Below are 23,353 nucleotides of genomic sequence, written 5' to 3'. Positions count from 1 at the left end.
CGGTCGTCGCCGGCCTGGTGGTGCTGGTCCTGCTCGGCACCGCCGCCGTGGTGCTGGGGTTCGGGCTGACCGGGGACGACGAGCCGGAGTCAGCGGCGCCTGGGCCGGCGACCAGCGCTCCGGCCGCGCCGCCGAGTACACCGCCGCCCGCCTCCCCCGGCACCCCGCCCGGCGCGGTGACCCTGGCCGACAACCGGAGCAGCGTGACGCTGGGTTGGAGTTATCCGAACGGTGCCGAGGGTCCGGTGGTGCTGGCCGGCGGGCGGGCCGGTCAGGAACTCCGGCCGTTCCAGGAACTGCCGGCCGGCTCCACCGGATACGTGGTGTACGGCCTCCAGACGCAGGGCAACTACTGCTTCTCGGTCGCGGTCGTCTATTCCGAGAGCGTCGTCGGCGAGGCCGATCCGGTCTGCACCGACCGGCCCGGCAGGTCGCCGTCGGCGCGCTGACCTCCGGCCAGCGGCTGCGGCGGTACCCGCTCGTCGTGGCCGTCCGGGACCGGGCGCTCGGCCGGCAGGCGTACCTCGACCCGCAGTCCGGGTCCGGCGTCGCCGAGGGTCACCGTGCCGCCCTGGCGGCGTACCAGTTCCCGGACGATGGCCAGGCCGAGGCCGGCGCCGCCCGCGTCCCGGGCCCGGGCGTCGTCCAGCCGGGTGAACCGGTCGAAGACCCGGTCCCGGTCCCCGGCCGGGATCCCGGGCCCGTCGTCGGTCACGGTCAGCAGGTGGTACGCCGGACCGGTCCAACCGCCGGGCCCGGCCTCCAGCACCACCTCACTGGTGGTGTACCGGAGCGCGTTGTCCAGCAGGTTGCCCAGGATCCGGGTCAGTGCGTCCGGCTCGGCCAGCACCCAGAGCGGAAATCTCGGTGTCACCACCCGCAACGGCGGCGTCGGGTACCGCTCGGCGACCGCGGTCAGCAACTCCCCCAGCTCGACCGGCTCGGCAGCCCGGGGTGGCCGGGCGGCCGCCTCGTCGAAGCGGGCGAGCAGCAGCAGATCGTCGACGAGCCGGCTGAGCCGCTGGGTGTCGGCGAGCAGGTCGTCGGCGACCGCGGGCCACTCCGTCGCCGGGCCGAGCCGCTGCGCGACCTCTAGCTGGGTCCGCATGTTGGCCAGCGGGCTGCGCAGCTCGTGCGCGGCGTCGGCGACGAAGGCGCGCTGCCGGGCCCGGGCCGACTCCAGCCGGCCCAGCATCCCGTTCAGGGTCACCGCCAGCCGGTGGATCTCGTCGTGCGAGGCGGGCAGCGGCAACCGGCCCGGCCGGGCCCCGCCGGTGATCTCCTCGGCACCCGCCCGCAGCGTCTCGACCGGGCGCAGCGTGGCGCCGACCACCCGCCAGGCAACCGCGGCCAGCGCGACCAGGAGCAGCGGAAAGCTGACCAGCAGGATGCTGCGGACCACGGTCACGCTGTGCCGTACGTCCGCGGTGGACTTGGCTACCAGCACCGTCTGCGGGTCGGCGGCCGGCCCGGCGGGTACCGCCACCACCCGGATCGGGCCGTCCAGGCCGAGCCGCCGGCCGGGCAGGTAGAACCGGTCCCGCTCCCCGGCCTGGAACCGCCGCAGCTCGTCGGGGTAGAGCATCGGGACCAGCCGGTCGGCGTCGATCGACGCGGCCCGGATCCGGCCCTGCCCGTCGAGCACCTGTACGCGTACCTGGCCCCCGGCCACCGGAAGCGGGTCCGGCAACGCGTTCTGGCCGGCGAGCCGGGCCACCGCCTCGGCGGTCTTCAGCGCCTCGGTGTCGACGGTGCGCTGGAGCGCGTAGCCGAGCGCGCCGATCAGCACCAGCCCGCCGACGGCGAGACCGGCGGCGAGACCCGCCGCGCTGATGATGGTGAGTCGGGCCCGCAGGCTCAGCCTCAGCCACGGCCGTCGCCAGCCACGCCGGCCGAACCGCCCCTTGAGTCGGATCACGGCGGTCCACCGGTCCCGACCGCTGCCCGCCCCGGCCGGCCGACCGCTCCGGCCGGCATCCCGGCCCTGCGGTGACCTCGCTCGGCCCGGGTCATGTCACCAGCCGGTAGCCGGCCCCCCGGATCGTCTCCAGCCGGTCCCGGCCGATCTTGCGGCGCAGGTAGCCGACGTAGACCTCGACGGCGTTCGGCGCGGTACGCAGACTCGCGTCCCAGACGTGGTCCAGCAGTTCCGTCTTGGAGACCACCTCGCCGGCCCGGCGGAGCAGGTATTCCAGCAGGGCGTACTCCCGGGCGGTGAGTTCCACCTCGACCCCGTCCCGGGTGACCCGGCGGCGGGCCGGATCCAGACTCAGGTCACCGGCGACCAGCACCACCGGCCGGCGCGGCGCACCCCGGCGGAGCAGGGCACGCAGCCGGGCCAGCAGCACCACGTAGGAGAAGGGCTTGGTCAGGTAGTCGTCGGCCCCGCAGTCCAGCCCGTCGGCCTGGTCGTACTCGCCGTCCTTGGCGGAGAGCATGAGCACGGGCAACCAGTGCTTCTCGGCCCGCAACTGGCGCACCACCCGGTAGCCGGAGAGCCCGGGCAGCATCACGTCCAGGACCATCGCGTCGTATCCGCCGTGCCGGGCCAGGTCGAGCCCCTCCGGCCCGCTGCCGGCCACGTCGACGACGAAGCCCTCGGCCTGGAGGCCGCGCTGCAACGCCGTGGCCAGTCGGGCCTCGTCCTCCACCACCAGCAACCGCACCGGACAAGCGTGCCATCCCCGACCCCGGTAACCACACCCGGCCGGGTACGACGACACCGGTTCTCAGTGGTTTCACAGCGCATAGGGCGCAGGATGGACACCAGGAGGTACGAACATGTCGGTTTTACAATCCCGGCCCGCGCTGCGGTGGCTGGTCCCGACCGGGGCGGCCCTGGCAATTCTCGGTGGAGGTGCGGCGGTCGGCACCTTCGCCTCGGCCGCCGAGCCGAACCTGCCCGAGCGCAGTGCCGCCCAACTCCTCGTCGACCTGCAGACCGCCCGCCTGGACGGTCTCTCCGGCACGGTGATCAAGCGCGCCGACCTCGGACTGCCGAGCCTGCCCGGCATCGGCGGACGAGGCAGCGCCGAGCTGACCTCGCTGGTCTCCGGTACGCACACCCTGCGGGTCTGGCACGCCGGCCCGGACCAGACCCGGGTCGCGCTGCTCGGCACGCTCGGCGAGACCGACGTGATCCGCAACGGCAAGGACGTCTGGATCTGGGACAGCCAGGCCAACAAGGCCGAGCACGCCACCCTGGACGGCTCCGGCCCGACCACCCGGCCCGACCACCTGCCGATCACGCCGCAGGAGGCCGCCGAGCAGGCGTTGGCGGCCGTGGATCCGAGTACCGAGGTCAGCGTCGGACGGTCGGCCTCGATCGCCGGCCGGGACGCGTACGAACTGGTGCTCGAACCCCGTGACGCCACCTCGCTGGTGGGCCAGATCACGATCGCGATCGACGCCGCCGAGCACGTACCGCTGCGCTTCCAGGTCGTACCGGAGGGCACCAGCAAGCCGGCCTTCGAGGTGGCGTTCACCCAGGTCGACTTCGAGCGCCCGGACCCGGCCCAGTTCGTCTTCAACCCGCCGCCTGGCGCGGTGGTGACCGAGGCGACCCGTCCGGAGGGCCGGCCGGCGCTGCCGACCGGGCTGGAGCGGCCGACGGTGGTCGGCAGCGGATGGACGAGCGTACTGGTCGCGAAGGTTCCGCAGCTCGCCGGGACCGCAGGGGCGGAGACCGACGGTGCGGAGGCCGAACTGCTCCGGGGCCTGCTGGGTGGACTGCCCGAGGTGAGCGGCGAGTGGGGCAGCGGCCGGCTCGTCACCGGCAAGCTCTTCAGCGCCCTGCTCACCGACGACGGCCGGGTGTTCGTCGGCGCGGTGAAGCCGGAACGGCTCTACGAAGTCGCGCAGAGCACCAGGTGAGCGGCTTCCGGGCGGCGCCCTCGTCCGGCGCGGTGCCGGCGGGAGGGCACTCGTCCGGCGCCGTGGCGCTAGCGCACCCGTCCTGCGCCGTACCGGGAGGGCACTCGTCCGGCGCGGTGCTTCGAGGGCGCCGGTCCGGCACCGTGGTGATCTGGAGCGGAGGAGCCGGCCGGTGCCGGAGTTAGGAGCCGGCCGGTGCCGGAGTTAGCGGTCCAGAGCGCGGGACTGACCAAGCGGTTCAGCCGCCAGGTCGCGGTGCACGCCGTCGACCTGGCGGTTCCGCGTGGCGCCGTCTACGGCTTCCTCGGCCCGAACGGCTCCGGCAAGACCACCACCATCCGGATGCTGCTCGGCCTGGTCCGGCCGACCTCGGGCGGGCACACGCTGCTCGGCCGGCGGATGCCCGACGGGGCGGCAGAGGTACTGCCCCGGGTCGGGGCACTGGTGGAGGGACCGGCCTTCCACCCGTACCTGTCGGGCGCCGAGAACCTGCGCCGGCTGGACGCGGCGGACCGGACCGCCGATCCGGGCACCTCCACGGCACGGATCGGCGCCGCGCTGGACCGGGTCGGGCTGACAGCGGCGGCGAGCAAGCGCTACCGCGCGTACTCGCTGGGCATGCGGCAGCGGTTGGCGCTGGCCGCGACCCTGCTGGTCCCCCGGGATCTGTTGATCCTGGACGAACCGACCAACGGGCTCGACCCGCAGGGCACCCGGGAGGTCCGGGCGCTGGTCGGCACGCTGGCCGCCGAGGGCGCTACCGTGCTGCTCTCCACCCACCTGCTCGCCGAGGTGGAGCAGGTCTGCACCGACGTGGGTGTGATGCACCAGGGGCGCCTGGTCGCCCAGGCACCGCTGGCCGAGTTGCGGGCCGCGGCCACACCCCGGGCCCGGGTGACGACCGACCGTCCGGTCGCGGCCGCCCAGGTGCTGCGCGAACTGGGCCTCACCGAGATCACCGAGGCGTCCCGGGAGGTCAGCGCCGTGCTCGGGCCGGTGCCGCCGGAGAAGGTGGTGGCCGCCCTGGTGCACGCCGCCGTACCGGTACGCGGCTTCGCGGTGGATGCCCCGGACCTGGAGGAACTCTTCGTCTCGCTGACCGGGGAGGGCTTCGATGTCAGCGGTTGACGCGCCGATGCTGGCCGGGGAGTCCGGGCCGCCGGTCCGGGCCAGATTCTTCCGCTCCGAACTGCGGCTGGTCTTCGGTCGTCGGCGCAACCAGGCCGGGATGGCGGCGCTGGCCGCCGTACCATTGATCATCGCGATCGCGATGCGGGTCACCGACGGTCCCACCGAGGCCGGACGCGATCCGGGCTTCTTCTCGGCGATCAGCGGGAACGGGTTCTTCGTGGCGCTGGCCGCCCTCGGCGCGGAACTCGGGCTGTTCCTGCCGATCGCGGTGGCGGCGATCTCCGGGGACAGCGTGGCCGGCGAGGCCAACCTCGGCACCCTGCGCTATCTGCTGACCGTACCGGTCGGGCGTACCCGGCTGCTCACCGTCAAGTACGGCGCCGTCGTCGTCTTCGCGGCCACGGTGACCCTGCTGGTCGCGGCGGTCGGCCTGGCCGCCGGGCTGGCGCTGTTCGGGGGCGGGCCGGTGACGCTGCTCTCCGGCAGCCAGGTGAGCCTGGCCGAGGGGTTGCTGCGGCTGCTCGGCGTCTGTGCCTATCTGACGATCGGGCTCTGCGCACTGGGCGCGGTCGGGCTCTTCGTCTCCACCCTCACCGAGCAGCCGATGGGTGCCACGATCGCCACCACGATGCTCGCGGTGACCAGCTTCGTCCTGGACAGCATCCCGCAGCTCGACTGGCTGCACCCTTACCTGCTGACCCACCACTGGCCGGCCTTCGTCGAGCTGCTCCGGGATCCGGTCTCGGTCGACGCGCTCCGCCCCGGCCTGCTCTCGGCGGCCGGGTACGTGGTGGTGTTCCTCACCGCAGCATGGGCGCGGTTCGGCGGCCGCGACGTGACCGGCTGAGCCGGACCGGCGTCGTGGGCGACTGACGTCCGGCCAGCTTCCTCGGGCCGCTCGATCGGCTCCCGCCCGCCTGAACGACGCCGCCGAAGAGCGTGTAATCCGGAGGATCGTGCGGCTGATGGATGCCGGCGAAGAAACGCGCTATCGTTTCTCAGTTCAGAAATAAAAAAGAACGGCACAATGCCGTCCTGCGCAAATTCTAACAACGGGGAGACGGTTTGTCAAAGCAATCCGGTGTTTCGGCCGACCAGCGTCTCGACGAGCCGGTCGACGAGTCGATCGGACCTGCCGCGCCCTCCCGCGCCGACGGGTCGGTGCCGGGCGGGCGGCCCCGGCCCACCGAGCCCACCGAGGACGACCTTCCCGGCGAGCAGCGGTACGTCTCCATGCTCTACGGGCGCCTCGACGAACTGCGCACCCAGGCCACCCGGCGACTGCGCACCGCACTGGGCAACGCCGGCGGCACCCAGCAGGAGCGCTCACAGCGCGACGGCACCGTACGGATGTACGCCGAGCAGATCGACCGGCTCGGCGCGGTCGAGCAGGGCCTCTGTTTCGGTCGGCTGGACCTCGACGACGGTACCCGCCGCTACATCGGCCGGATCGGCATATTCGACGGAGACGGCGATTACGAACCGGTGCTGCTGGACTGGCGCGCTCCGGCGGCCCGGCCGTTCTATCTCGCCACCGCGGCCGCCCCGGACGGGGTACGCCGGCGCCGGCACATCCGGACCCGGGACCGCGAGGTGGTCGGCCTCGACGACGAGGTGCTGGACCTGAACACCGCCGGGCAGGCCGGCGACCGGGGCGGGCTGACCGGCGAGGCGGCGCTGCTGGCGGCGGTCAACGCCAGCCGTACCGGCAGGATGACCGACATCGTCCGGACCATCCAGGCCGAGCAGGACCGGGTGATCCGGACCGACCTCGACGGGGTGCTCGTGGTGCAGGGCGGCCCCGGCACCGGGAAGACGGCGGTGGCGCTGCACCGGGCGGCGTACCTGCTCTACACGCACCGGCAGATCCTCTCCACCCGGGGCGTGCTGCTGGTCGGCCCGAACCCGACCTTCCTGCGCTACATCTCGCAGGTGCTGCCGACGCTCGCCGAGACCGGCGTGCTGCTGCGTACCGTCGGCGAACTCTTCCCCGGCATCACCGCGACCCGCGCCGAGCCGGCGGAGGTCGCCGAGCTCAAGGGCCGGCTCGACATGGTCAAGGTGCTGGCCGCCGCGATCCGGGACCGGCAGCGGGTACCGGACGAGCCGATCGAGATCAGCATCGAGCGGGACAGCCTGGTGCTGGATCCGGCCACCGTCGCCGCCGCCCGGGAGCGGGTCCGCCGCACCGACCGGCCACACAACCTGGCCCGGCCGCTCTTCGACATCGAGATCATCCACGCCCTCGCCGACCAGCTCGCCGAGCGGCTCGGCGCCGACCCGCTGGGCGGGGAGAACCTGCTCGACGAGGCCGACCTCGCCGAGTTCCGGCGCGAGCTGCGGGCCGAGCCCGAGGTGCAGGCAGTGCTGGACTGGCTCTGGCCGGTCCTCACCCCGCAGCAGGTGGTGGCCGGGCTGTTCGCCTCGGAACAGCGGCTCGCGGTCGCGGCGGCGAACCTCGACGAGGCCGAGCGCGCGGCGCTGCGGCGCGAGCCGTGGGGCGGCTGGAGCCCGGCCGACGTACCGCTGCTGGACGAGGCGGCGGAGCTGCTGGGTGAGGACGACCGGGCGGCCCAGGCCCGCGCCGCCCGGCAGCGCCAGGCCGAGATCGAGTACGCCGAGGGCGTGTTGGAGATCGCCGCCGGTTCCAAGTCGATCGACTTCGAGGACGAGCCCGAAGCCGAGGACGGGATGCTGGACGTCACCGACCTGCTCGTCGCCGACCGGCTGGCCGAGCGGCAGACCGACGGGGACCAGTTGAGCACCGCCGAGCGGGCGGCGGCGGACCGGAGCTGGGCCTTCGGGCACGTGATCGTGGACGAGGCGCAGGAGCTCTCCCCGATGGCCTGGCGGGTGCTGATGCGCCGCTGCCCGAGCCGCTCGATGACGCTGGTCGGCGACGTCGCCCAGACCGGGGCGCTGGCCGGCGCCTCGTCGTGGTGGCCGGTGCTGGAGCCGTACGTCGGCGACCGGTGGCGGCTGGAGGAGCTGACGGTCAGCTACCGTACGCCGTCGGAGATCCTGGCGGTCGCCGCCAAGGTGCTCGCCGAGATCGACCCGACGCTGACCCCTCCCCGGGCGGTACGCGACACCGGCGAGCAGCCCTGGGACTCCCGGGTGCATGCCGCCGAGCTGGCCGGGCGGCTGGTCGAGGCGATCCGGGCCGAGGCGGCCGGTGTCGGTACGGGCCGGGTCGGGGTGATCGTGCCGGCCGGGCTGGTCGACGAGTTGGGTCGGGCGGCCACCGAGGCGGAGCCCGGGGTGGCGCTCGGCGACGACCCGGAGCTGACCAGCCAGGTGGTGCTGCTGACCGTCGCCCAGACCAAGGGGCTGGAGTTCGACTCGGTCCTGGTGGTCGACCCGGACCGGATCGTCGCCGAGTCTCCCCGTGGGCGCAGCGACCTCTACGTCGCGCTCACCCGGGCGACCCAGCGGCTGGGCATCCTCCGGGTCGACTGAGCCCGGCGCGGCGGCCGGGTCACTGAACCTTTTTCGACCTGAACCGCGCGGCGCGCACGCACCGCGCCCGACCTTGCGGTCCACCGACCGCAAGGGGAGGTTGAGAAAGGTCGGGCCCGCTCGCCGTTGCGGGCCGCCCGCCGTTCACTTGTCGGTGAAGTTGCCGATCTGCCGCGCCTGTCCGGAGGCGTCGCTGGTCGACCCGGCCGCCGACGGGTTGGTCCCGCCGGTCGTGGCGTCCCCGGTGGTGGTGGGTGCCACCTTTCCGCCCGGTCGGCGGGGTTGCCGGCGTACGTTCGCCGGTCCGGCCCGCCGGTCGGTACCGGTGGTGGTGCTCACCCCCCGGTTCCGGGTCGGACCGCCGTTGCGCAGTACGTCCGGATCCCGCGCCCGGTCCGCCGGGTCCTCGATGTCGCGTTCGTGCGCCTCGCGCCCCTCGTCGACCGGGAGGGTGACCTCCTCCATCGCGCCGGGCCCGTATTTGCCGCGCCCCATCCGGTCTTCGGTCCGCCGTGCCGACTCCCGCCGTTCGTCCTCGCCGCGCACGTCCACCACCTCGCCGAGTTGTCGTTGTCCGGGGTGTCCCCGGTGCCCGGGTCGGCAAACGCACCGGCCGCCCCGAGCGGCCCGGGGCCGGTAGTTGGCTGGTCAGCGGCTGTTTGTGGCAGGGCCGGTCGGGTAGCCAACGGGTGCCACCGGCGCGGCGGTGCCGTGACCGGGGGCGGTCGCAAGAGATCTCATCGAATCCGAGGAGGAAAAGATGAGCACGCAGACCCCGTCCAGGCAGCCGATGGGCCAGCAGGCGACGGACATGCAGTCGGCACCGACCCGGGAGATGGGTGCCCAGAACATCTCCAACCAGCAGATACAGCAGACCCTGTCGGAGATGCAGCGCCGGATGGACGAGCCGGCACGGCGCAACCCGGGTAGCGAGACCAAGCCGGCATACAAGACGACCGAGTTCTATATCTACCTGGCCGCGGTGGGTGGCGTTCTGCTCGCCTCCGAGTTGGTCGGCCGGAACTCGGTTGGTGTGGACGTGTTCCGCGCGGACAACGCGTGGTTCTTCATCACCCTGCTGACCATCGCCTACCTGGGTAGCCGTGGTCTGGCGAAGCTTGGTAGCGCCTGGCGACGGGCCGATCGGGCGAACAGGTAACGACGCTGCGGGCGCCTGACACGTCGGGCGCAGCGGAGTGTCCCGAGCAGTGGCGACCTGCCACGGGGGTCGCGGTCCCCGCCGGAGACGGCGGGGACCGCGGCCTTTTGCCCGCTACTCGCCGAAGTCGCCCTCGAAGGCGTCCTCCAGCATCTCGCCAGCGATCATGCCCCCGGCCAGACCGAGCCCGGCACCGGCGACCATGCCGCCCATGCCGTGCCCGCCGTGGTGCCCCTGCTTGCCGGGATGTCCGTGATGTTGTCCCATCCCGCCGTGCCGACCGTAGCTCTGCACCGTCTGGGCCAGCCAGCCTTCGACCCGCTGCCGCCAGTCGACCTGGTCGACCCCGGCGTGCTCGGCGGTGTAGCGGCCGACGGTGTCGTGCCCGCCGCTGAACATCCCGCCGCGCTTGTCGCACTCGATGATGACGTCCACGCCGTGCTGGTTGGTGACGAAGGTCAGCTCGACCTCACGGATCGCGTGCGCGTACTGCGGGGCGGCGAAGAACTCGATCTCCTGGTAGAACGGCAGCGTCTGCTGCACGCCGTAGATGTGTCCGCGCTCCAGGTCCGCGCTCTTGAACTGGAAGCCGAGTTGGGCGAACGCCTCCAGGATCTTCTCGTGCACCGGCAGCGGGTGCACCGCGAGGGCGTCCAGGTCGCCCTTGTCCACCGCCCGGGCCACCGCCAGCTCGGTACGCAGCCCCATCGTCATACCGCGCAGCCGTTGACCGTAGACATCGGTGATCGGGGTCTCCCAGGGCATCGGGAGCTGGAACGGGATCGAGATTTCCTGCTTGGCTTCCAGGCGCATCGCACCGCTGACCGGGAGCCGGTAGAACTCCATGGTGCCGGCGTACTCGCTGTCCCCGGCCTCCATCTCGACCCGGGTGACCAGTGCGACGGTGACCTGCTCGATGTCGGCCGCGGAATCCCCGCCGCGCAGGTTCACCTGCCCGTCGAGCACCAGGCCCGGCCGGGTGTTCGGGTTCGTCAGCACGGTGTCCACGCTCGGACCGCCGACGCCGAGGGCGCTCAACATCTTCTTGAAGACCATAGAGATACTCCTGTTTACGGCGGATAGGTGCCGCGGGTGTCAGCGCGCATTTTTCCACGATGGATCAACACGCCACTCCGGTGACAGTATTCACCGTAGCTGTGAGGTGGCTGGGAGCGTTCGCCCGTCATCAGTTCGGGTGACCTGCCCGGACACGAATCCGACTCGGCCGACGCCCGCCGTCCACCCCCATGTGCCGCCGCACCACGCGGGCGGCCCAGGCGGCGGCACGGGGACGTAAGCTCTGGGATCATGCGCGTGGGCATCGTGATCCTTCCCGACCAGCGGTGGTCCGTGGCCGAGCGCCGGTGGCGCCAGGCCGAGGAGTGGGGCTTCGACCACGCCTGGACGTACGACCACCTCGGCTGGCGTGACCTGGTCGACGGGCCGTGGTTCGACGCGATGGGCACGCTGACCTCGGCCGCGATGGTCACCTCCCGGATCCGGTTGGGCACCCTGGTCGCCTCGCCCAACTTCCGGCACCCGGTGCACTTCACCCGCCAGATCACCGCGCTGGACGACGTCTCGGACGGCCGGCTGCTGCTCGGGCTCGGCGCCGGCGGGATCGGGTTCGACTCGGCCGTACTCGGTGCGGAGACGCTCTCGCCACGGCTCCGGGTCGACCGGTTCACCGAGTTCACCGAACTGCTCGACCTGCTGCTCCGGGAGGACGGGGTGAACTGGCGGGGCGACTACTACGCGGCGGTCGACGCGCGGAGCAATCCCGGCTGCGTCCAGCAGCCCCGGGTGCCGTTCGTCGTCGCCGCGAACGGGCCACGCTCGCTGCGGCTCGCCGCCCGGTACGGCCAGGGCTGGGTGACCACCGGCGTCCGGGACGGCGACGACCTGGCGGCGTGGTGGCGATCCGTCGCCGACCTCGCCGGCCGGATGGACGGGATCCTCGCCGCCGCCGGACGTGATCCCGGCAGTCTGGACCGCTATCTCTCGCTGGACTCCGCGCCGGTCTTCTCACTGTCCAGTGTCGGACACTTCACCGAGGCCGTCGGCCGGGCCGCCGAGCTGGGCTTCACCGACGTCGTCACGCACTGGCCGCGCGAGTCGAGCTGGTACGCCGGGGACGAGGCGATCCTCGCCGAGGTGGCCAGCGAGGTACTGCCCCGGCTGCCCGGCCGGAGCTGACCGTCCCGTCCGGACGCACCGGACGTGCGGACGGCGCTCAACCTGACGATCCCCGCCGCGCACGCCGCCATCTGGCTCGGATGCGCTGAGTAGTTGCCGACTGGTCGACGCGTGGTTGCGGCGTATCCTGCATCCGCCGGTGACCGCGCCAGCCCGGCCGGTCACCCGGCATCGGTACCAACCATCCGACGGGAGAGGCCGATGTCGATCACCCCGAAATCCGCACAGCCCGACAAGGCGCTGAGCGCCGCACGGTACTCGCTCCAGATCGACGGCGTCGAGATCGCGGCCTTCCCGGAGCTTTCCGGGATCAGCAGCGAGGTGCTCCCGGCCGAGCTGGAGTCGACCGGCCGGGAGGCCGGGACGAGGAGACTTCCCGGTAAGGCGAAGCCGGCGACCCTGGTCCTGAAACGCGGCAAGAACAGCTCGCTGGAACTGTGGAACTGGCAGGCGCTGGCGATCTCCGGCGACCCGGGGGCCGCCCGGAACGGCTCCCTGGTCATGTACGCCACCGACGGCACGCCGGTGGCCCGCTACCACCTGGAGCACGCCTGGCCGTCGAAGCTGGAGATCGGCGCGGTGAAGGCGGGTGCCGGCGAGGTGCTGATGGAGACCGTGACGATCGTCTGCGAACGGCTCCAGCGCGTGTCGGTCTGAGCCCGCAATATCCGCAGCGGCGGTGGCCGGGTCCGCAGCGCGCGGGCCCGGCCACCCGGGAACCGCGCGGTCAGCCGGCGGTGCAGCTCAGCGCCGGTGCGCTGTTGCTGCCGTTCCAGGTCCCGATGAACCCGAACGCGGTACTGGCCCCGGCGGCGAGGCTGCCGTTGTGCGAGACGTTCCGCGCGGTCACGGTCGACCCGCTGCTGGTGACGGTCGCGTTCCACGACTGGTTGACCTGCTGCCCGTTGGCGAAGGTCCAGGTGACGGTCCAGCCGCTGATCGCGGCGCTGCCGGCGGTGACCCGGACGTCGCCCTGGAAGCCGCCCTGCCACTGCCCGGCGATGGCGTACGTGGCGGTGCAGCCCCGGGTACCGGCCGGCGGGGTGGTCGTGGGCGGGGTCGTCGGCGGGCGGGTGGTCGGGCTGCCGGTCGGCGGACGGGTCGCCGGCGGAGTCGTCGGGTTGCCGCCGCTGTAGACCGTCGCCTCCCGGGCGGTCTGCCGGATCCCGTTCGCCCCGTTGAAGATCCGCTGCCCCCACGAGGTCAACTGGCTCGGGTCGAAGTTGGTGACCATGTCGAGGTATTCGACGCCGCCCCCGTTGCCGCTCCACGACCAGCCGATGTAGCCGATCCCGTTCTGCTGGGCGTACGACATGATGGTGTCCTCGTCCGGGTTGCCGTCCGAGTGGTTGTGCCCGAACTCCCCCACCACGATCGGCAGGTTGGCGCGGCGGAACCGGCCGAGGTAGTCGGTGATCTCGGCGGCGGTGTCGAAGACGCCGTACATGTGGATCGAGAAGACGGTGTTGCGGTCCGGGTCGGAGTTGAAGACGCTCTGCGCGTTGTCCCGCATGATGAAGCGCCAGTCCTGACCCCACATCGGCGCGTCGACCATGATGGTGTGGTCGAAGCCGGCGTTGCGCAGCCGGGTGATCGCGTTGCGGGTGGCGGTCGGCCAGGTGGCGCTGACGCTCTCGTTGTTCCCGAACGGCTCGTTGCCGATGTTGAGGATGACGTAGTTCTCCTGGCCGGCCAGCGCGCTCTGGACGCTGATCCAGTAGCTGACCGCCTGGTCGAGGGTGATCGCCGCGCCCTCCTCGCCGTACCCGGTGGTGTCGTGCACCTCCAGTACGCAGATCAGCCGGTTGGCCTTGCACAGCGAGATGACGTTGGCGACGTCGCTGGCGCTGTTCTGGGTCCACCGGGCACCGCTGCTCAGCACCACCCGTACGGTGTTCGCACCCAGGGATTTGATGTTGGCGAATGAACCGGTTTGGCTGGCGTACCAGGTGTGCGGGTGGCTGACGCCGCGCATGATGAACTCGTTGCCGCGGGCGTCGATGAGCCGGCCGCCGCTGACCGTGAAGCCGGCCGCCGCCTGTGCCGGCGGGGCCACCACGAACAGCGAGACGGCCGCGGCGGCGACGAGCGCGAGCAACGCCGATCCGACGGCGAAGATTCGTCTTTTCATGACCTACCTCAGGGAGGGCCCCGGGACGGGGACAGAAGTGAGGGGATCGGTAACTGCAGCCCGACAGTTACCGCCCGACTCCCTGCGGCGGCACCGATCAGGGTAGGCTGATGAACCGGTTAACGCAACCGGTTAAGTAACACTCCCCCGGTGCCGGGCGGAGGGGTGGACAGCCGCCGGTCACCAGGCGGTGGGCTTGCCCGGGGTGTAGAGCCAGGTCTGGAAGAAGGCGTCGAGCTGCCGCCCGCTCACCTTCTCGGCCAGCCGGACGAGGTCGGCGGTGGTCGCCGTGTCGTCGCGGTTCGCCGCGTACCAGGTGCGGAGCAGGGTGAAGAAGGCCCGGTCGCCGATCTTCGTACGCAGCGCGTGCAGCGTCATCGCGCCCTTGGTGTATACCGAACCGGCGAAGAGGTTCGTGGCGCCCGGATCACCGGGCGGCGGGTTCCAGAAGCTCGCCGTCTCCGGACGGGCGTAGTTGGTGTCGAACCGTGCCTGGGCGGTACGCCCGCCGGTGTGCTCCTCCCAGAGCCACTCGGCGTAGCTGGCGAACCCCTCGTTCAGCCAGATCTCCTGCCAGCGGGCCGGGCTGACGCTGTTGCCGTACCACTGGTGGGCCAGCTCGTGCGCCACCGTACCCTCGCCGGGCGGTCCGGAGTAGATCGGCCGGGTCTGCGTCTCCAGCGCGTACCCGGCGTCGGAGTCGTCGTCGACGATCGCCCCGTAGGAGGTGAACGGGTACCGGCCGAACAGGTCGGAGAAGTACTCGATCATCTCCCTGGTCCGGGCCAGCCCGTCGGCGGCGTCCGGGCCGAGGTCCCGGTCGACCGCGTCGATGATCGGCAGTCCACCCGGACCGGTGCTGCGCCGCAGGTCGTAGTCGCCGACCGAGGCGGTGGAGAGGTAGCTGGCCATCGGGTCCCGGGCCCGCCAGACGAAGGTCGTCCAGCCGTTCCTGGTCCGCTGCGCGACGAGTTCGCCGTTGGCGACCGCGGTCTTGCCGGCCGGAACCGTGATCCGGAAGTCGTAGCTGGCCTTGTCGGTCGGGTGGTCGTTGACCGGATACCAGGTAGGGGCGCCGTCGGGCTCGTTCGCCACGAAGGAGCCGTCCGGGGTGGAGACCCAGCCGTAGAGCGCGCCCTCGATGTCGGTCGGCCGGCCGGTGGTGCCGTCGTACCGGACCAGCACGGTGAACCGCTCGCCGCGGGACAGGCCGTACTTCGGCGAGATCCGCAGCTCCTGGCCGTCCCGGTCGTACCGGGCCGGCCGGCCGTCGACGGTCACCGAACGCACCTCGAAGCCGCGCAGGTCCAGGTTGAACCGAGAGAGCCGGTCGGTGGCCCGGGCGCTGACCGTGGCGATCCCGGCGAAAGCCCGGCTGGTCGGCTCGTAGCGGATCTCGAGTCCGTAGTGGAGGACGTCGTACCCGCCGTTGCCGGCGGCCGGGAAGTAGCCGTCGCCGGCACCCGGAGCGCCCGGCGTCCCGGCGCCGCTGTGACCGCGGCCGGTGGCGGACGCGGGGGTGACACCGAGCGAGAACGTGACGGTCGCCGTCACCAGCGCGGCACCGACCCGTCGAGAGATCACCATGGTCGGACATTAATACGGCCCTGACCCGCGGGGAAGGACCGAACGGACGGGCGGCGCCCGGGCGGTGCGATGACCGACCGCCACGGGCGCCGTCATCCCCACCACAAGGATGATGCACCGGCAATTCTTAACCGGTTAAGGGAACTTACCTCCACCCCTGACAGATAGTCAAGGACATCACTGCCCCTTCGTCCCGGACGACGGGGGTTTACCCGCGCCAGGCGGGGTAGACAACCGGAATCGGACGACGGAGGAGGCCGGCATGGTCGGGGTGGGCTACACGCTGATGTGTGAACAGACCGGACCGAAGGAACTGGTCGACCAGGCGGTCCGGGCGGAACAGGCCGGTTTCGACTACCTGGTCATCTCCGACCACTACTACCCCTGGCTCGCCTCGCAGGGTCACTCCCCCTACGCCTGGGCGGTGCTCGGCGCGGTCGCGCACGCCACCTCCCGGGTCGGGCTGATGACCTACGTCACCTGCCCGATCCGGCGCTACCACCCGGCGGTGGTCGCGCAGAAGGCGGCGACGATCGGGGTGATGTCGGACGGCCGGTTCACCCTCTCGCTCGGTGCCGGGGAGAACCTCAACGAGCACGTGGCGGGCGCCTGGCCGTACGTGCACCAGCGGCACGAGATGCTGGAGGAGGCGTTGCAGATCATCCGGCCGCTGCTCGACGGTGACAACCTCTCCTACTCCGGCAACCACTTCGAGGTGCCCGAGGCGTACCTCTGGGACCGGCCGGCCACCCCCGTCCCGATCGCCCTCGCGGCCTCCGGGCCGCACTCGGTCGAGCTGGCAGGCGAGTACGCCGACGCGCTGGTCTGCGACAACCCGGATGCCGCAGTGGTCAGGATGTACGACGAGCGCGGCGGCGCCGGCAAGCCCCGTTACGGGCAGGCGGCGGTCTGCTACGGGCCGGACGCCGACGACTGCCGCAAGACGGTGCACGACCAGTGGCGCTGGGCCGCCCTGAACTGGACGGTCAAGGCCGAGCTGCCCGGGCCGGAGTCCTTCGTCAGCGCCAGCGAAGCCATCCGCCCCGAGGACATCGCGGAACTCGTACCCTGCGGACCGGAACTGGACTCGCACGTCGAGGCATTCCGGAAGTACGTCGACGCCGGTTTCACCGACGTGGCGTTCGTGCAGGTCGGCGTCGACAGCCAGCCGATGTTCCTGGACTGGGCCGAGCACGAGCTGCTGCCCCGGCTCCGGGAGCTGTGATCGGGATGCGATTCGGCCGCGTCGAGGTCCGCCCGCTCGGCGGTGGACTGGGCTGCCTGCTGATGATCCTGATCTCCATCCTCGGCTCGATCGCACTGACCGTACTGGTCAATCTGGTCCTCAACTGAACGTCTCCGCCACCTCGCGGTCCGTCGTCACCTCAGCCGGAGAAGGGGTTCGCCGAGCCGATCGGGATCGCCGGCACCCGGGCAAACGCGCGGCGCCGTCCAGCTCGAAGAGGTGCACCGATCGGCCGGCGGCCGCTCCACCGAGCGGCGGGTGCCCCGAGTCCGGCCCGGCGTGTCGGGCGATCCTCCCGGGCGGCCGGGTCAGCTGTCCCTGGTTCGGCCCCGGACGTTGCACAAGGCTCGGCCCCAGGCAGCCGTACGGCTGTCGCGCGGCGACGCGGCGGAGACGAGTATGCGGTTCAGAATCCTGGGTCCCCTGTCGGTCGAGGTTGCCGGTGCTCCACTCCGGATCCGGAGCGCCCGGGTCTCGACCCTGCTCGCGACCCTGCTCCTGGAGGCCAACCGGACGGTGCCGACCGAGCGGCTGGTCGAGGCGGTGTGGGGCTGGCACGCGCCGCCGACGGCCCGCGCCCAACTGCGCATCGTGGTGTCCCAACTGCGCGGGCTGCTCGACCAGGCCGGCGTGGAGCGACCGGTGGTGTTCACCGAGACCGCCGGCTACCGGCTCGCCGCGACGAGCCACGAACTCGACGCGCTGCTGTTCGAGCAGCACGTCGCCGAGGCGGAGCGGGTGGCTTCGGCCGGCCGGCCCGCCGAAGCCGTCGGGCGGTTCAGGTCCGCGCTGGAACTCTGGCGTGGGCCCGCGTTGGCCGGGGTGCCCGGCCAACTGGTCGGGACGGCGGCCACCCTGCTCACCGAGCGGCGGGCCGCGGTCCGGGCCCGCTGCATCGAACTCGAACTCGCCCTCGGCCGGCATGCCGACCTGCTCGCCGAGCTGGTCGGGCTGGCCGTCGCCGATCCGTTCAACGAGCGCTTCCGGGAGAATCTGGTACTCGCGCTCTACCGCTCCGGTCGGGTGACCGAGGCGCTCGCGGCCTACCAGGAATTCCGGCAGCGGCTCGCCGACGAGGTCGGCATCGAGCCCAGCCCGCGACTGGCGGCGTTGCACCGCCGGATCCTCAACCGCGATCCCGCGCTCGATCTCCCGGCCACGACGCCCGACCTGTCCGGCGCTGCGGCGGCACTGCCGGTCGCCCCGGGCGCCGACCCGGCGCTGGTTCCGCTGCCAGTGCCGGTTCCGGTTCCGGGCGGTACGCAGGCGGTGCCGGGAGATCCGTCGGCAACCGCCGTCGACCCGGTCGGCACCGAGCCGAACCGGCCGGGCCGGCGACCGGGTGGGCCGCCGGCCCGCCGCCGGTTGGCCGGACGACCGGGACGCAGGCCGGGCGGGACGCCAAGTCGCCGGCCAGGCGGGCAACCGGGTGGCCCGGCCCGCCGCCGGCCCAGCGGCCGGGACGGTACGCCGGGCCAGCCCGCCGACTGCACCGGCGACACCTCCGGCCCGACCGGAACTCTCCCACCCCGGCCCGCACCCACCGTGACCACGCCCCCGGTCGCCGCCACCCGCGCTGGCACCGCACCACCGGTCGCCGCCACATCCGTGACCACACCACCCGTCGCCACCGCGCGGCCTGGCACCGCAGCGGCGGCCCGAGCAACGGCGGTGCCCACACCGTCGGCGGCCGCGCCGGCGGTTACCGGGTCGCCCGTCGTGCGGGCGTACCTGCTCGGTGCGGCGGCGGTCGGCCAGTCGGACGGAGAGCTGCCGGCCACACCGTGGCAACTGCCGCCCGCGGTGGCCGACTTCGTCGGGCGGCAGGCAGAGCTGACCCGGATCCGACGCGCCCTCGGCGATGGCACCGGCCGGACCGGACCGGCCGTGGTGGTCCTCTCCGGCCTGCCCGGGATCGGCAAGACGGCGCTGGCGGTCCGGGCCGGCTGGGACGTCGGCCCCGCTCACCCCGACGGCTGCCTGTACGCCCAACTCGTCGACGACCGGGGCGTACCGGTGGACCCGTACGAGGTACTCGGCGCGTTTTTGTGCGCGCTCGGCGTACCCGAGGGCTCGATTCCGGTCGGGCGTACCGAGCGGCGTGACCGCTACCGGTCGGTGGTGGCGCGACGCCGGATCCTGGTCCTGCTCGACGGTGCCGTCGACGAGGTCCAGGTACGCCCGCTGCTGCCCACCGGACCGGCCTCGGCGGCGCTGGTCACCGCCCGGCGCCCGCTGGCCGGGCTGGACGGCGCCCACCCGGTCGCCCTCGACGCGCTGCCGGTCGAGCCGGCGGTCCGACTGCTCACCGGCATGCTGCCGGAACGGGTGGCCAGCGACCTGTCGGCCGCACACCGGCTGGTCGAACTCTGTGACCGGCTACCGTCGGCGATCCGGGTCACCGGAAGCCGACTCGCGGTCCGGGCCGACCGGTCGCTGGCCCAGGCCGTCGAACGGCTCACCGACGGCGCGCGCCGGCTCGACCGGCTCGCCGACGGCGACCGGGACGTACGGCGAGGGCTGGCCGGGGTGTACCAGCGGCTGGCGGCGTACCCCGCGACCCTGCTCCGGCGCCTCGGCACACTTCCGGTGGCGGAGTTCCCCGGCTGGCTCGCCGTTCCGCTGCTGGACACCGATCGGAGCACGGCCGAGCAGGCTCTCGCCGACCTGACCGACACCGGGCTGCTGCGTCCCGCGCCGGACCCCCGCCCGGGGCTGCCCCGCTACCGGATGCCCGAGCTGGTCCGGCTGTACGCCGGGGAGCGGGTCAGCCTCGACGATCCTCCACCGACCCGGGCGACGGCGCACCGCCGGGCGTACTGGTGGCTGCTGGATCTGGCGCTGCGCGCCGACCGGCAGGTGCCCGACCACGTCTTCCCGGCCGGCGCGCTCGGCCTGCCGGAGGGCTTCGGCCCGGACGACGACCTTCTGCGTGCCGTCGACGCCGACCCACTCGGCTGGCTCGGCGCCGAACGGCATTTGGTGGTCGGCGCCGCCGAGCACGCCGCCGCACTCGGCGACACCGAGCTGGCCTGGCGGCTCGCCGTGGCACCGACCAACTTCCTGCACCAGCGCGGGCTGACCGAGCTGTGGCAGCGCGCGGTCGAGCACGGGCGCGCCGCGCTGCGCGGTCGCGGTGTTGCCGACCGTGCGCAGGCCCTGTTGTCGCTCGGCAACGCCCTGCTGCTGCTCTCCCGGGCCGAGTCCGCCGCGGCCTGGACGGCGGCCCGGACCGCCCGGCGGCTCTTCGACGAGCTGGGCGATCCGGACCGGGCGGCCGCCTGTGCGACCGTCCAGTGGTTGGCCGGGCAGCGCCCCGGTCCGGCGGCGCACCCGGCCGGCGAGCGCGTCGGGGCCCGGCGCGGCACCGACGAGTCCGCTCCGCTCCGCAGGACGGGGACGTTGCGCGGGGTGATCCGACGGATCGGGGTCGCGCCCCGGGCGACCCCGATCCTCTGTCCCGCCGACCAGCCCGAGCCACTGCCACGCCGGCCGGCCGGTGGCCTTCCGGCACCGCGCCGGGCGTCAGCCCAGCGACCGCCAGAAGTCGTAGTGGTGTTCCCGGGCCAGGTCCTTCCGCCGGATCCCGCCCTGTCCCGGGGCGAGTGACTGGACGTACCTCGACCGGTCGTACGGCGCCCAGCCGGGGCTGCCCGGTCCGTTCGGGTTGCCGGTGTGCGCGAAGCGGGTCCAGTACCGGACGATCTGCGCCGACGGCACATCCGGGGCGGTCAGCCGAATCCCGGCCGTCGACACAGCCCGGGTCGTCAGCGATCGAGATCTCAGCATCGGCAGGCGGGGCCGCCGGCAGAGGGCGCGACGGATCGACCTGATCCGGTCCGCCAGGCTCCGATCCCGGCCGTTACGGCCGGGGTCATGACGGGCCGGTCCGTCCCGTGGTAACCCGACTGCCCGGACGGGTCGGGGTGGAACAGCCGCGAACCGCCGAGGCGGAGCCGGAGCAGGAAGGCGAGTCGGCCGGCCGGATCGGGATCGCCGCAACCCGGCCGATCGGCGTCCCCGGCCGGGCCGGCGCCGGTCGCCCACCACCTCGCGGCGAGGGCCTCGGCCCAGCCGGCGTACCGGGCGTCGCCGGTGGCCCGGGTCAGGTCGAGCAGGAACTCCCCGTCACCGGCCGGCCCCGAGCCGACCCCGGACACGATCCCAGCGCACGGTCCGATCCCGCCGCCACGATGCCGGGTCCATCGGCTCGTGACGACCACCCGGGCAGCGGCCACCGCCGCCTCCCGGTACCCGGCGTCGCCGGTGTGCAGGTACGCGCGGCACAGGAAGGAGCCGATCCCGGCCGGGTCGTCGGGGCAGCGCGGCCGCTCGGGCCCGGTGCCGACGGGTGGGCTCGGCCAGTGCACGGTCCCGCCGACAGACTCGGCGGCATTCAGCAGGGTCTCCGCGCAACGGATCGCGGCGGCGGTCAGGTCCCGCCGACCGAGCGACTCTCCGGTGGCGAGCAGGAACGCGCCGATTCCGGCGGTGCCGTGCTCGAGGCCGTACGACCGCAGTCCGGCGCGTACCGAGTCGAAGGACGGGTCGACCGTCCACACCATCGCGCCGCCCGGGTCGATGGTGTCGAGCAGGTGCCCGGCCACCGCCGTGATCCGGTCCCGCAGCGCGGGCAGATAGGTGTGCTGCCAGAGGTGCAGCAGGCCGGTGCCGAGCCCGGCGAGACCGTACCCGAGCCCCGGCTCCGGCCAGCGCACCGGCAACCGGACCGCCAGCTCCGCGGCCCGGTCCACCAGGTACGGCCGGCCGAGCCGCCGCCCGGCGTCACAGAGCGCCCAGACGGCTGCGGCGGATCCGGCGGAGAGTCCGGGCAGCCGGTGCGGTTCGCCGTCGAGCGAGTGCAGCAGCCGGTCCAGCAGGAGGTCCAGCACTGGTGCCGCGCCGGCCTGTCGAGCGGGTTCGCCGGCCGCCCGCCCGTCGACGACGACGAGCCGGGTCAGCGCCGCGACCGATCGGGCGAGGCCGCCGCATCCCCGGTCTGGGGCGAGCTGTCGGTCGGACCCGGGACCCGCCCAGCTTGGCCCCGGCCTCCGACCGGGCCGGCCGGCACCGGCCAGCCGGGCATGCGGGCTCGACCGGGTGCCCGGCCGGACCCCGAAGTCGAGACCGGACAGTGGATCCGGTGCCGGGTGTAGTCGGTGGACGCTCTCCTCGACCAGGCCCCACCAGGCCGGCTCCGACAGCGTGGCCGCCGCCTCCGGCGGCGAAGCCCCGGGCAGGGTAAGGGCCTCTGCACCGCGACCGGTGCCACTCCCGGCACCGGTGCCGATCCCAGGACCAGCGCCACTCCCATCACCAGCGCCACTCAGGGCACCAGTGCCGGTCCCAGGACCGGTGCCGCTCCCGAGTCCGGGACCGGTCCTGGGACCGAGCTCGGGGCCGGTCCCGGTGTCGAGTCCGGTTTTCGGGCCGGAGCCGAGGCCAGAACTGGGACCGGAGTCGGGGCGGGAGCCGGCGCCCGAGCTGGCAGGCTCGTCCGGTCGACGGGCGGCGGTCGCAGCTTCGGCGCCTCGCCGTCCACCGCAGTCGTCGGACGCCTCGGTGCAGAGCCCGACCACCTCGCCCAGCCCGATCCGGTCGGCGGGCTCCGTACGCAGCAGGCCGGTGGCGATCCGGCGCAGCGGTGCCGGAACCGGTGGCCCGCCGAAGGACGGCTCCAGCAGCGCCGCCACCCACTCCTCCACCGACCGCACCGGCGGTCCGGCGGACCCGGGCGACGCGCCGGCGAACCCGGCCGACGAGCGGGCGCCTGTCACGTCAGCGCTCGCCACGTCGTACCCGGCGCCCCCGGTCGCGGCGAGCCCGACGCCCGCCACGTCGATGCCGGCCGGGGAGATCCGGCCAGCCAGCCACAGCGCCACCACGCCGAGGCTGAACAGGTCGGCCGCCGGATCCGGTGCCGCGCCCCGCCACTGCTCCGGCGCGACGAACCCGGCCGCGCCGGAGTACCGCAGGTCGAGGTACGACCAGTCGTCCGGTCCCCCGGTGCGCAACGCGGCCGACTCCAGGTCGACCAGCCGGAGTTCCCCGTCCGGCAACAGCAGCACGTTCTCCGGCGCCAGGTCCCGGAGCACCACGCCGACCGGGTGCACCGCCCCGACCAGCCGGGCCAGCCGACCGAGCAGCTGCGGCCAGCCGGGCCGGCCCGGACCGGCCACCGGAAGGTCCGGCACGTCGGCGCGGAGCGACCGCCCCGGGAGCAGTTCCTCGACGAGGAACCGGTGATCACCCTGCACGAACTCGCGCAGTGGCCGGGGCGTCACGCCCAGCGGAAGCAGGTGCCGCAACACCCGCGCCTCGTGTCCGAGCAGGTCCCGGACGTCCCGGTCGTACGCGTCGGTGCCGACGTAGGGCCGGGCCTCCTTGATCAGGACCGTGGCGCCGGTACGCAGGTCCCGGGCCCGGTAGACGCCGCCCTTGTTCGCCTGCCGGATCGCCCCGGTGACCGCGTACCTGCCGCCGATCAGCACCTCGGCCGGTCCGGGGGGGGGGGGGGGGGGGGCCGCCCCCGCGCCCCCCCCCCGCCCCCCCCCCCCCCCCCCCCCCCCCC

17 protein-coding genes are annotated in these 23,353 nt (G+C 73.3%); 10 read left to right on the top strand and 7 right to left on the bottom strand.

The annotated features are described in order from the left end of the window. Positions 1-373: 373 nt before the first annotated feature. Together R6Y94_RS40740 and R6Y94_RS40735 are read right to left on the bottom strand one after the other, a co-directional pair. Entirely contained in the window at positions 374-1,867 is a 1,494-nt protein-coding gene (locus R6Y94_RS40740; protein ID WP_318402341.1) for a HAMP domain-containing sensor histidine kinase, read from the bottom strand. Positions 1,868-2,009: 142 nt separating this feature from the next. Then, complete coding sequence (locus R6Y94_RS40735; protein ID WP_318402247.1) at positions 2,010-2,666, bottom strand: response regulator transcription factor; 657 nt, start codon at positions 2,664-2,666, stop codon at positions 2,010-2,012. 115 nt (positions 2,667-2,781) lie between these two features. On the opposite strand from R6Y94_RS40735, the gene R6Y94_RS40730 reads away from it, so the two are divergent. From R6Y94_RS40730 to R6Y94_RS40715, 4 genes are all read left to right on the top strand, one after another. Beyond that, positions 2,782-3,873 (top strand): LolA family protein, encoded by a 1,092-nt coding sequence (locus R6Y94_RS40730; RefSeq protein ID WP_318402245.1) that lies wholly within the window; start codon positions 2,782-2,784, stop codon positions 3,871-3,873. Positions 3,874-4,068: 195 nt separating this feature from the next. Beyond that, positions 4,069-5,001, top strand: a complete 933-nt coding sequence (locus tag R6Y94_RS40725) for an ABC transporter ATP-binding protein (RefSeq protein ID WP_318402243.1) — start codon at positions 4,069-4,071, stop codon at positions 4,999-5,001. Beyond that, positions 4,988-5,851: an ABC transporter permease gene (locus R6Y94_RS40720; RefSeq protein WP_318402241.1), complete on the top strand. Its 864-nt coding sequence runs from the start codon at positions 4,988-4,990 to the stop codon at positions 5,849-5,851. The genes R6Y94_RS40725 and R6Y94_RS40720 overlap by 14 nt, the downstream gene beginning before the upstream one ends. Before the next feature lie 386 nt (positions 5,852-6,237). Further along, positions 6,238-8,463 (top strand): HelD family protein, encoded by a 2,226-nt coding sequence (locus R6Y94_RS40715; protein ID WP_318402340.1) that lies wholly within the window; start codon positions 6,238-6,240, stop codon positions 8,461-8,463. Positions 8,464-8,607: 144 nt separating this feature from the next. Here R6Y94_RS40715 and R6Y94_RS40710 read toward each other — a convergent pair whose 3' ends face one another. Continuing rightward, positions 8,608-9,009: a hypothetical protein gene (locus R6Y94_RS40710; protein WP_318402239.1), complete on the bottom strand. Its 402-nt coding sequence runs from the start codon at positions 9,007-9,009 to the stop codon at positions 8,608-8,610. A 214-nt stretch (positions 9,010-9,223) separates the two neighbouring features. Between R6Y94_RS40710 and R6Y94_RS40705 the strand changes: the two genes are divergently transcribed. Beyond that, positions 9,224-9,622: a hypothetical protein gene (locus R6Y94_RS40705; RefSeq protein WP_318402238.1), complete on the top strand. Its 399-nt coding sequence runs from the start codon at positions 9,224-9,226 to the stop codon at positions 9,620-9,622. 114 nt (positions 9,623-9,736) lie between these two features. Here R6Y94_RS40705 and R6Y94_RS40700 read toward each other — a convergent pair whose 3' ends face one another. Then, the gene (locus R6Y94_RS40700) at positions 9,737-10,678 is read right to left on the bottom strand and encodes a sporulation protein (protein ID WP_318402236.1); all 942 of its coding nucleotides are present in this window, start codon (positions 10,676-10,678) and stop codon (positions 9,737-9,739) included. 252 nt (positions 10,679-10,930) lie between these two features. On the opposite strand from R6Y94_RS40700, the gene R6Y94_RS40695 reads away from it, so the two are divergent. Both R6Y94_RS40695 and R6Y94_RS40690 read left to right on the top strand, forming a co-directional pair. Then, complete coding sequence (locus R6Y94_RS40695; RefSeq protein WP_318402234.1) at positions 10,931-11,818, top strand: LLM class flavin-dependent oxidoreductase; 888 nt, start codon at positions 10,931-10,933, stop codon at positions 11,816-11,818. A gap of 201 nt (positions 11,819-12,019) precedes the next feature. Beyond that, positions 12,020-12,475, top strand: coding sequence for a phage tail protein (locus R6Y94_RS40690; protein ID WP_318402232.1), 456 nt, complete (start codon positions 12,020-12,022; stop codon positions 12,473-12,475). A 70-nt stretch (positions 12,476-12,545) separates the two neighbouring features. Here the strand turns inward: R6Y94_RS40690 and R6Y94_RS40685 are convergent, their stop codons facing one another. Together R6Y94_RS40685 and R6Y94_RS40680 are read right to left on the bottom strand one after the other, a co-directional pair. Then, positions 12,546-13,949: a cellulase family glycosylhydrolase gene (locus tag R6Y94_RS40685; protein ID WP_318402230.1), complete on the bottom strand. Its 1,404-nt coding sequence runs from the start codon at positions 13,947-13,949 to the stop codon at positions 12,546-12,548. A gap of 180 nt (positions 13,950-14,129) precedes the next feature. Further along, on the bottom strand, positions 14,130-15,536 hold the full coding sequence (locus R6Y94_RS40680; RefSeq protein ID WP_318402228.1) for a M1 family metallopeptidase: 1,407 nt from the start codon (positions 15,534-15,536) through the stop codon (positions 14,130-14,132). Positions 15,537-15,798: 262 nt separating this feature from the next. Here R6Y94_RS40680 and R6Y94_RS40675 point away from each other — a divergent pair, with 262 nt between their 5' ends. The 3 genes from R6Y94_RS40675 to R6Y94_RS40665 all read left to right on the top strand — a co-directional run bounded on the left by R6Y94_RS40675 (position 15,799) and on the right by R6Y94_RS40665 (position 20,391). After that, positions 15,799-16,761, top strand: a complete 963-nt coding sequence (locus tag R6Y94_RS40675) for a TIGR03557 family F420-dependent LLM class oxidoreductase (RefSeq protein ID WP_318402226.1) — start codon at positions 15,799-15,801, stop codon at positions 16,759-16,761. 5 nt (positions 16,762-16,766) lie between these two features. Further along, positions 16,767-16,889, top strand: coding sequence for a hypothetical protein (locus tag R6Y94_RS40670; protein ID WP_255527944.1), 123 nt, complete (start codon positions 16,767-16,769; stop codon positions 16,887-16,889). A 292-nt stretch (positions 16,890-17,181) separates the two neighbouring features. After that, positions 17,182-20,391 (top strand): BTAD domain-containing putative transcriptional regulator, encoded by a 3,210-nt coding sequence (locus R6Y94_RS40665; protein WP_318402224.1) that lies wholly within the window; start codon positions 17,182-17,184, stop codon positions 20,389-20,391. Positions 20,392-20,564: 173 nt separating this feature from the next. On the opposite strand, the gene R6Y94_RS40660 is transcribed toward R6Y94_RS40665, so the two are convergent. Next, complete coding sequence (locus R6Y94_RS40660; RefSeq protein WP_318402222.1) at positions 20,565-23,273, bottom strand: protein kinase domain-containing protein; 2,709 nt, start codon at positions 23,271-23,273, stop codon at positions 20,565-20,567. Positions 23,274-23,353 lie beyond the last annotated feature (80 nt).

It is taken from the genome of Plantactinospora sp. KLBMP9567, from assembly GCF_033446045.1.
Classification (GTDB): Bacteria; Actinomycetota; Actinomycetes; order Mycobacteriales; family Micromonosporaceae; genus Plantactinospora.
The sequence above is the reverse complement of the archived record's forward strand: the minus strand, read 5'-3'. Positions and strand labels throughout refer to the sequence as shown.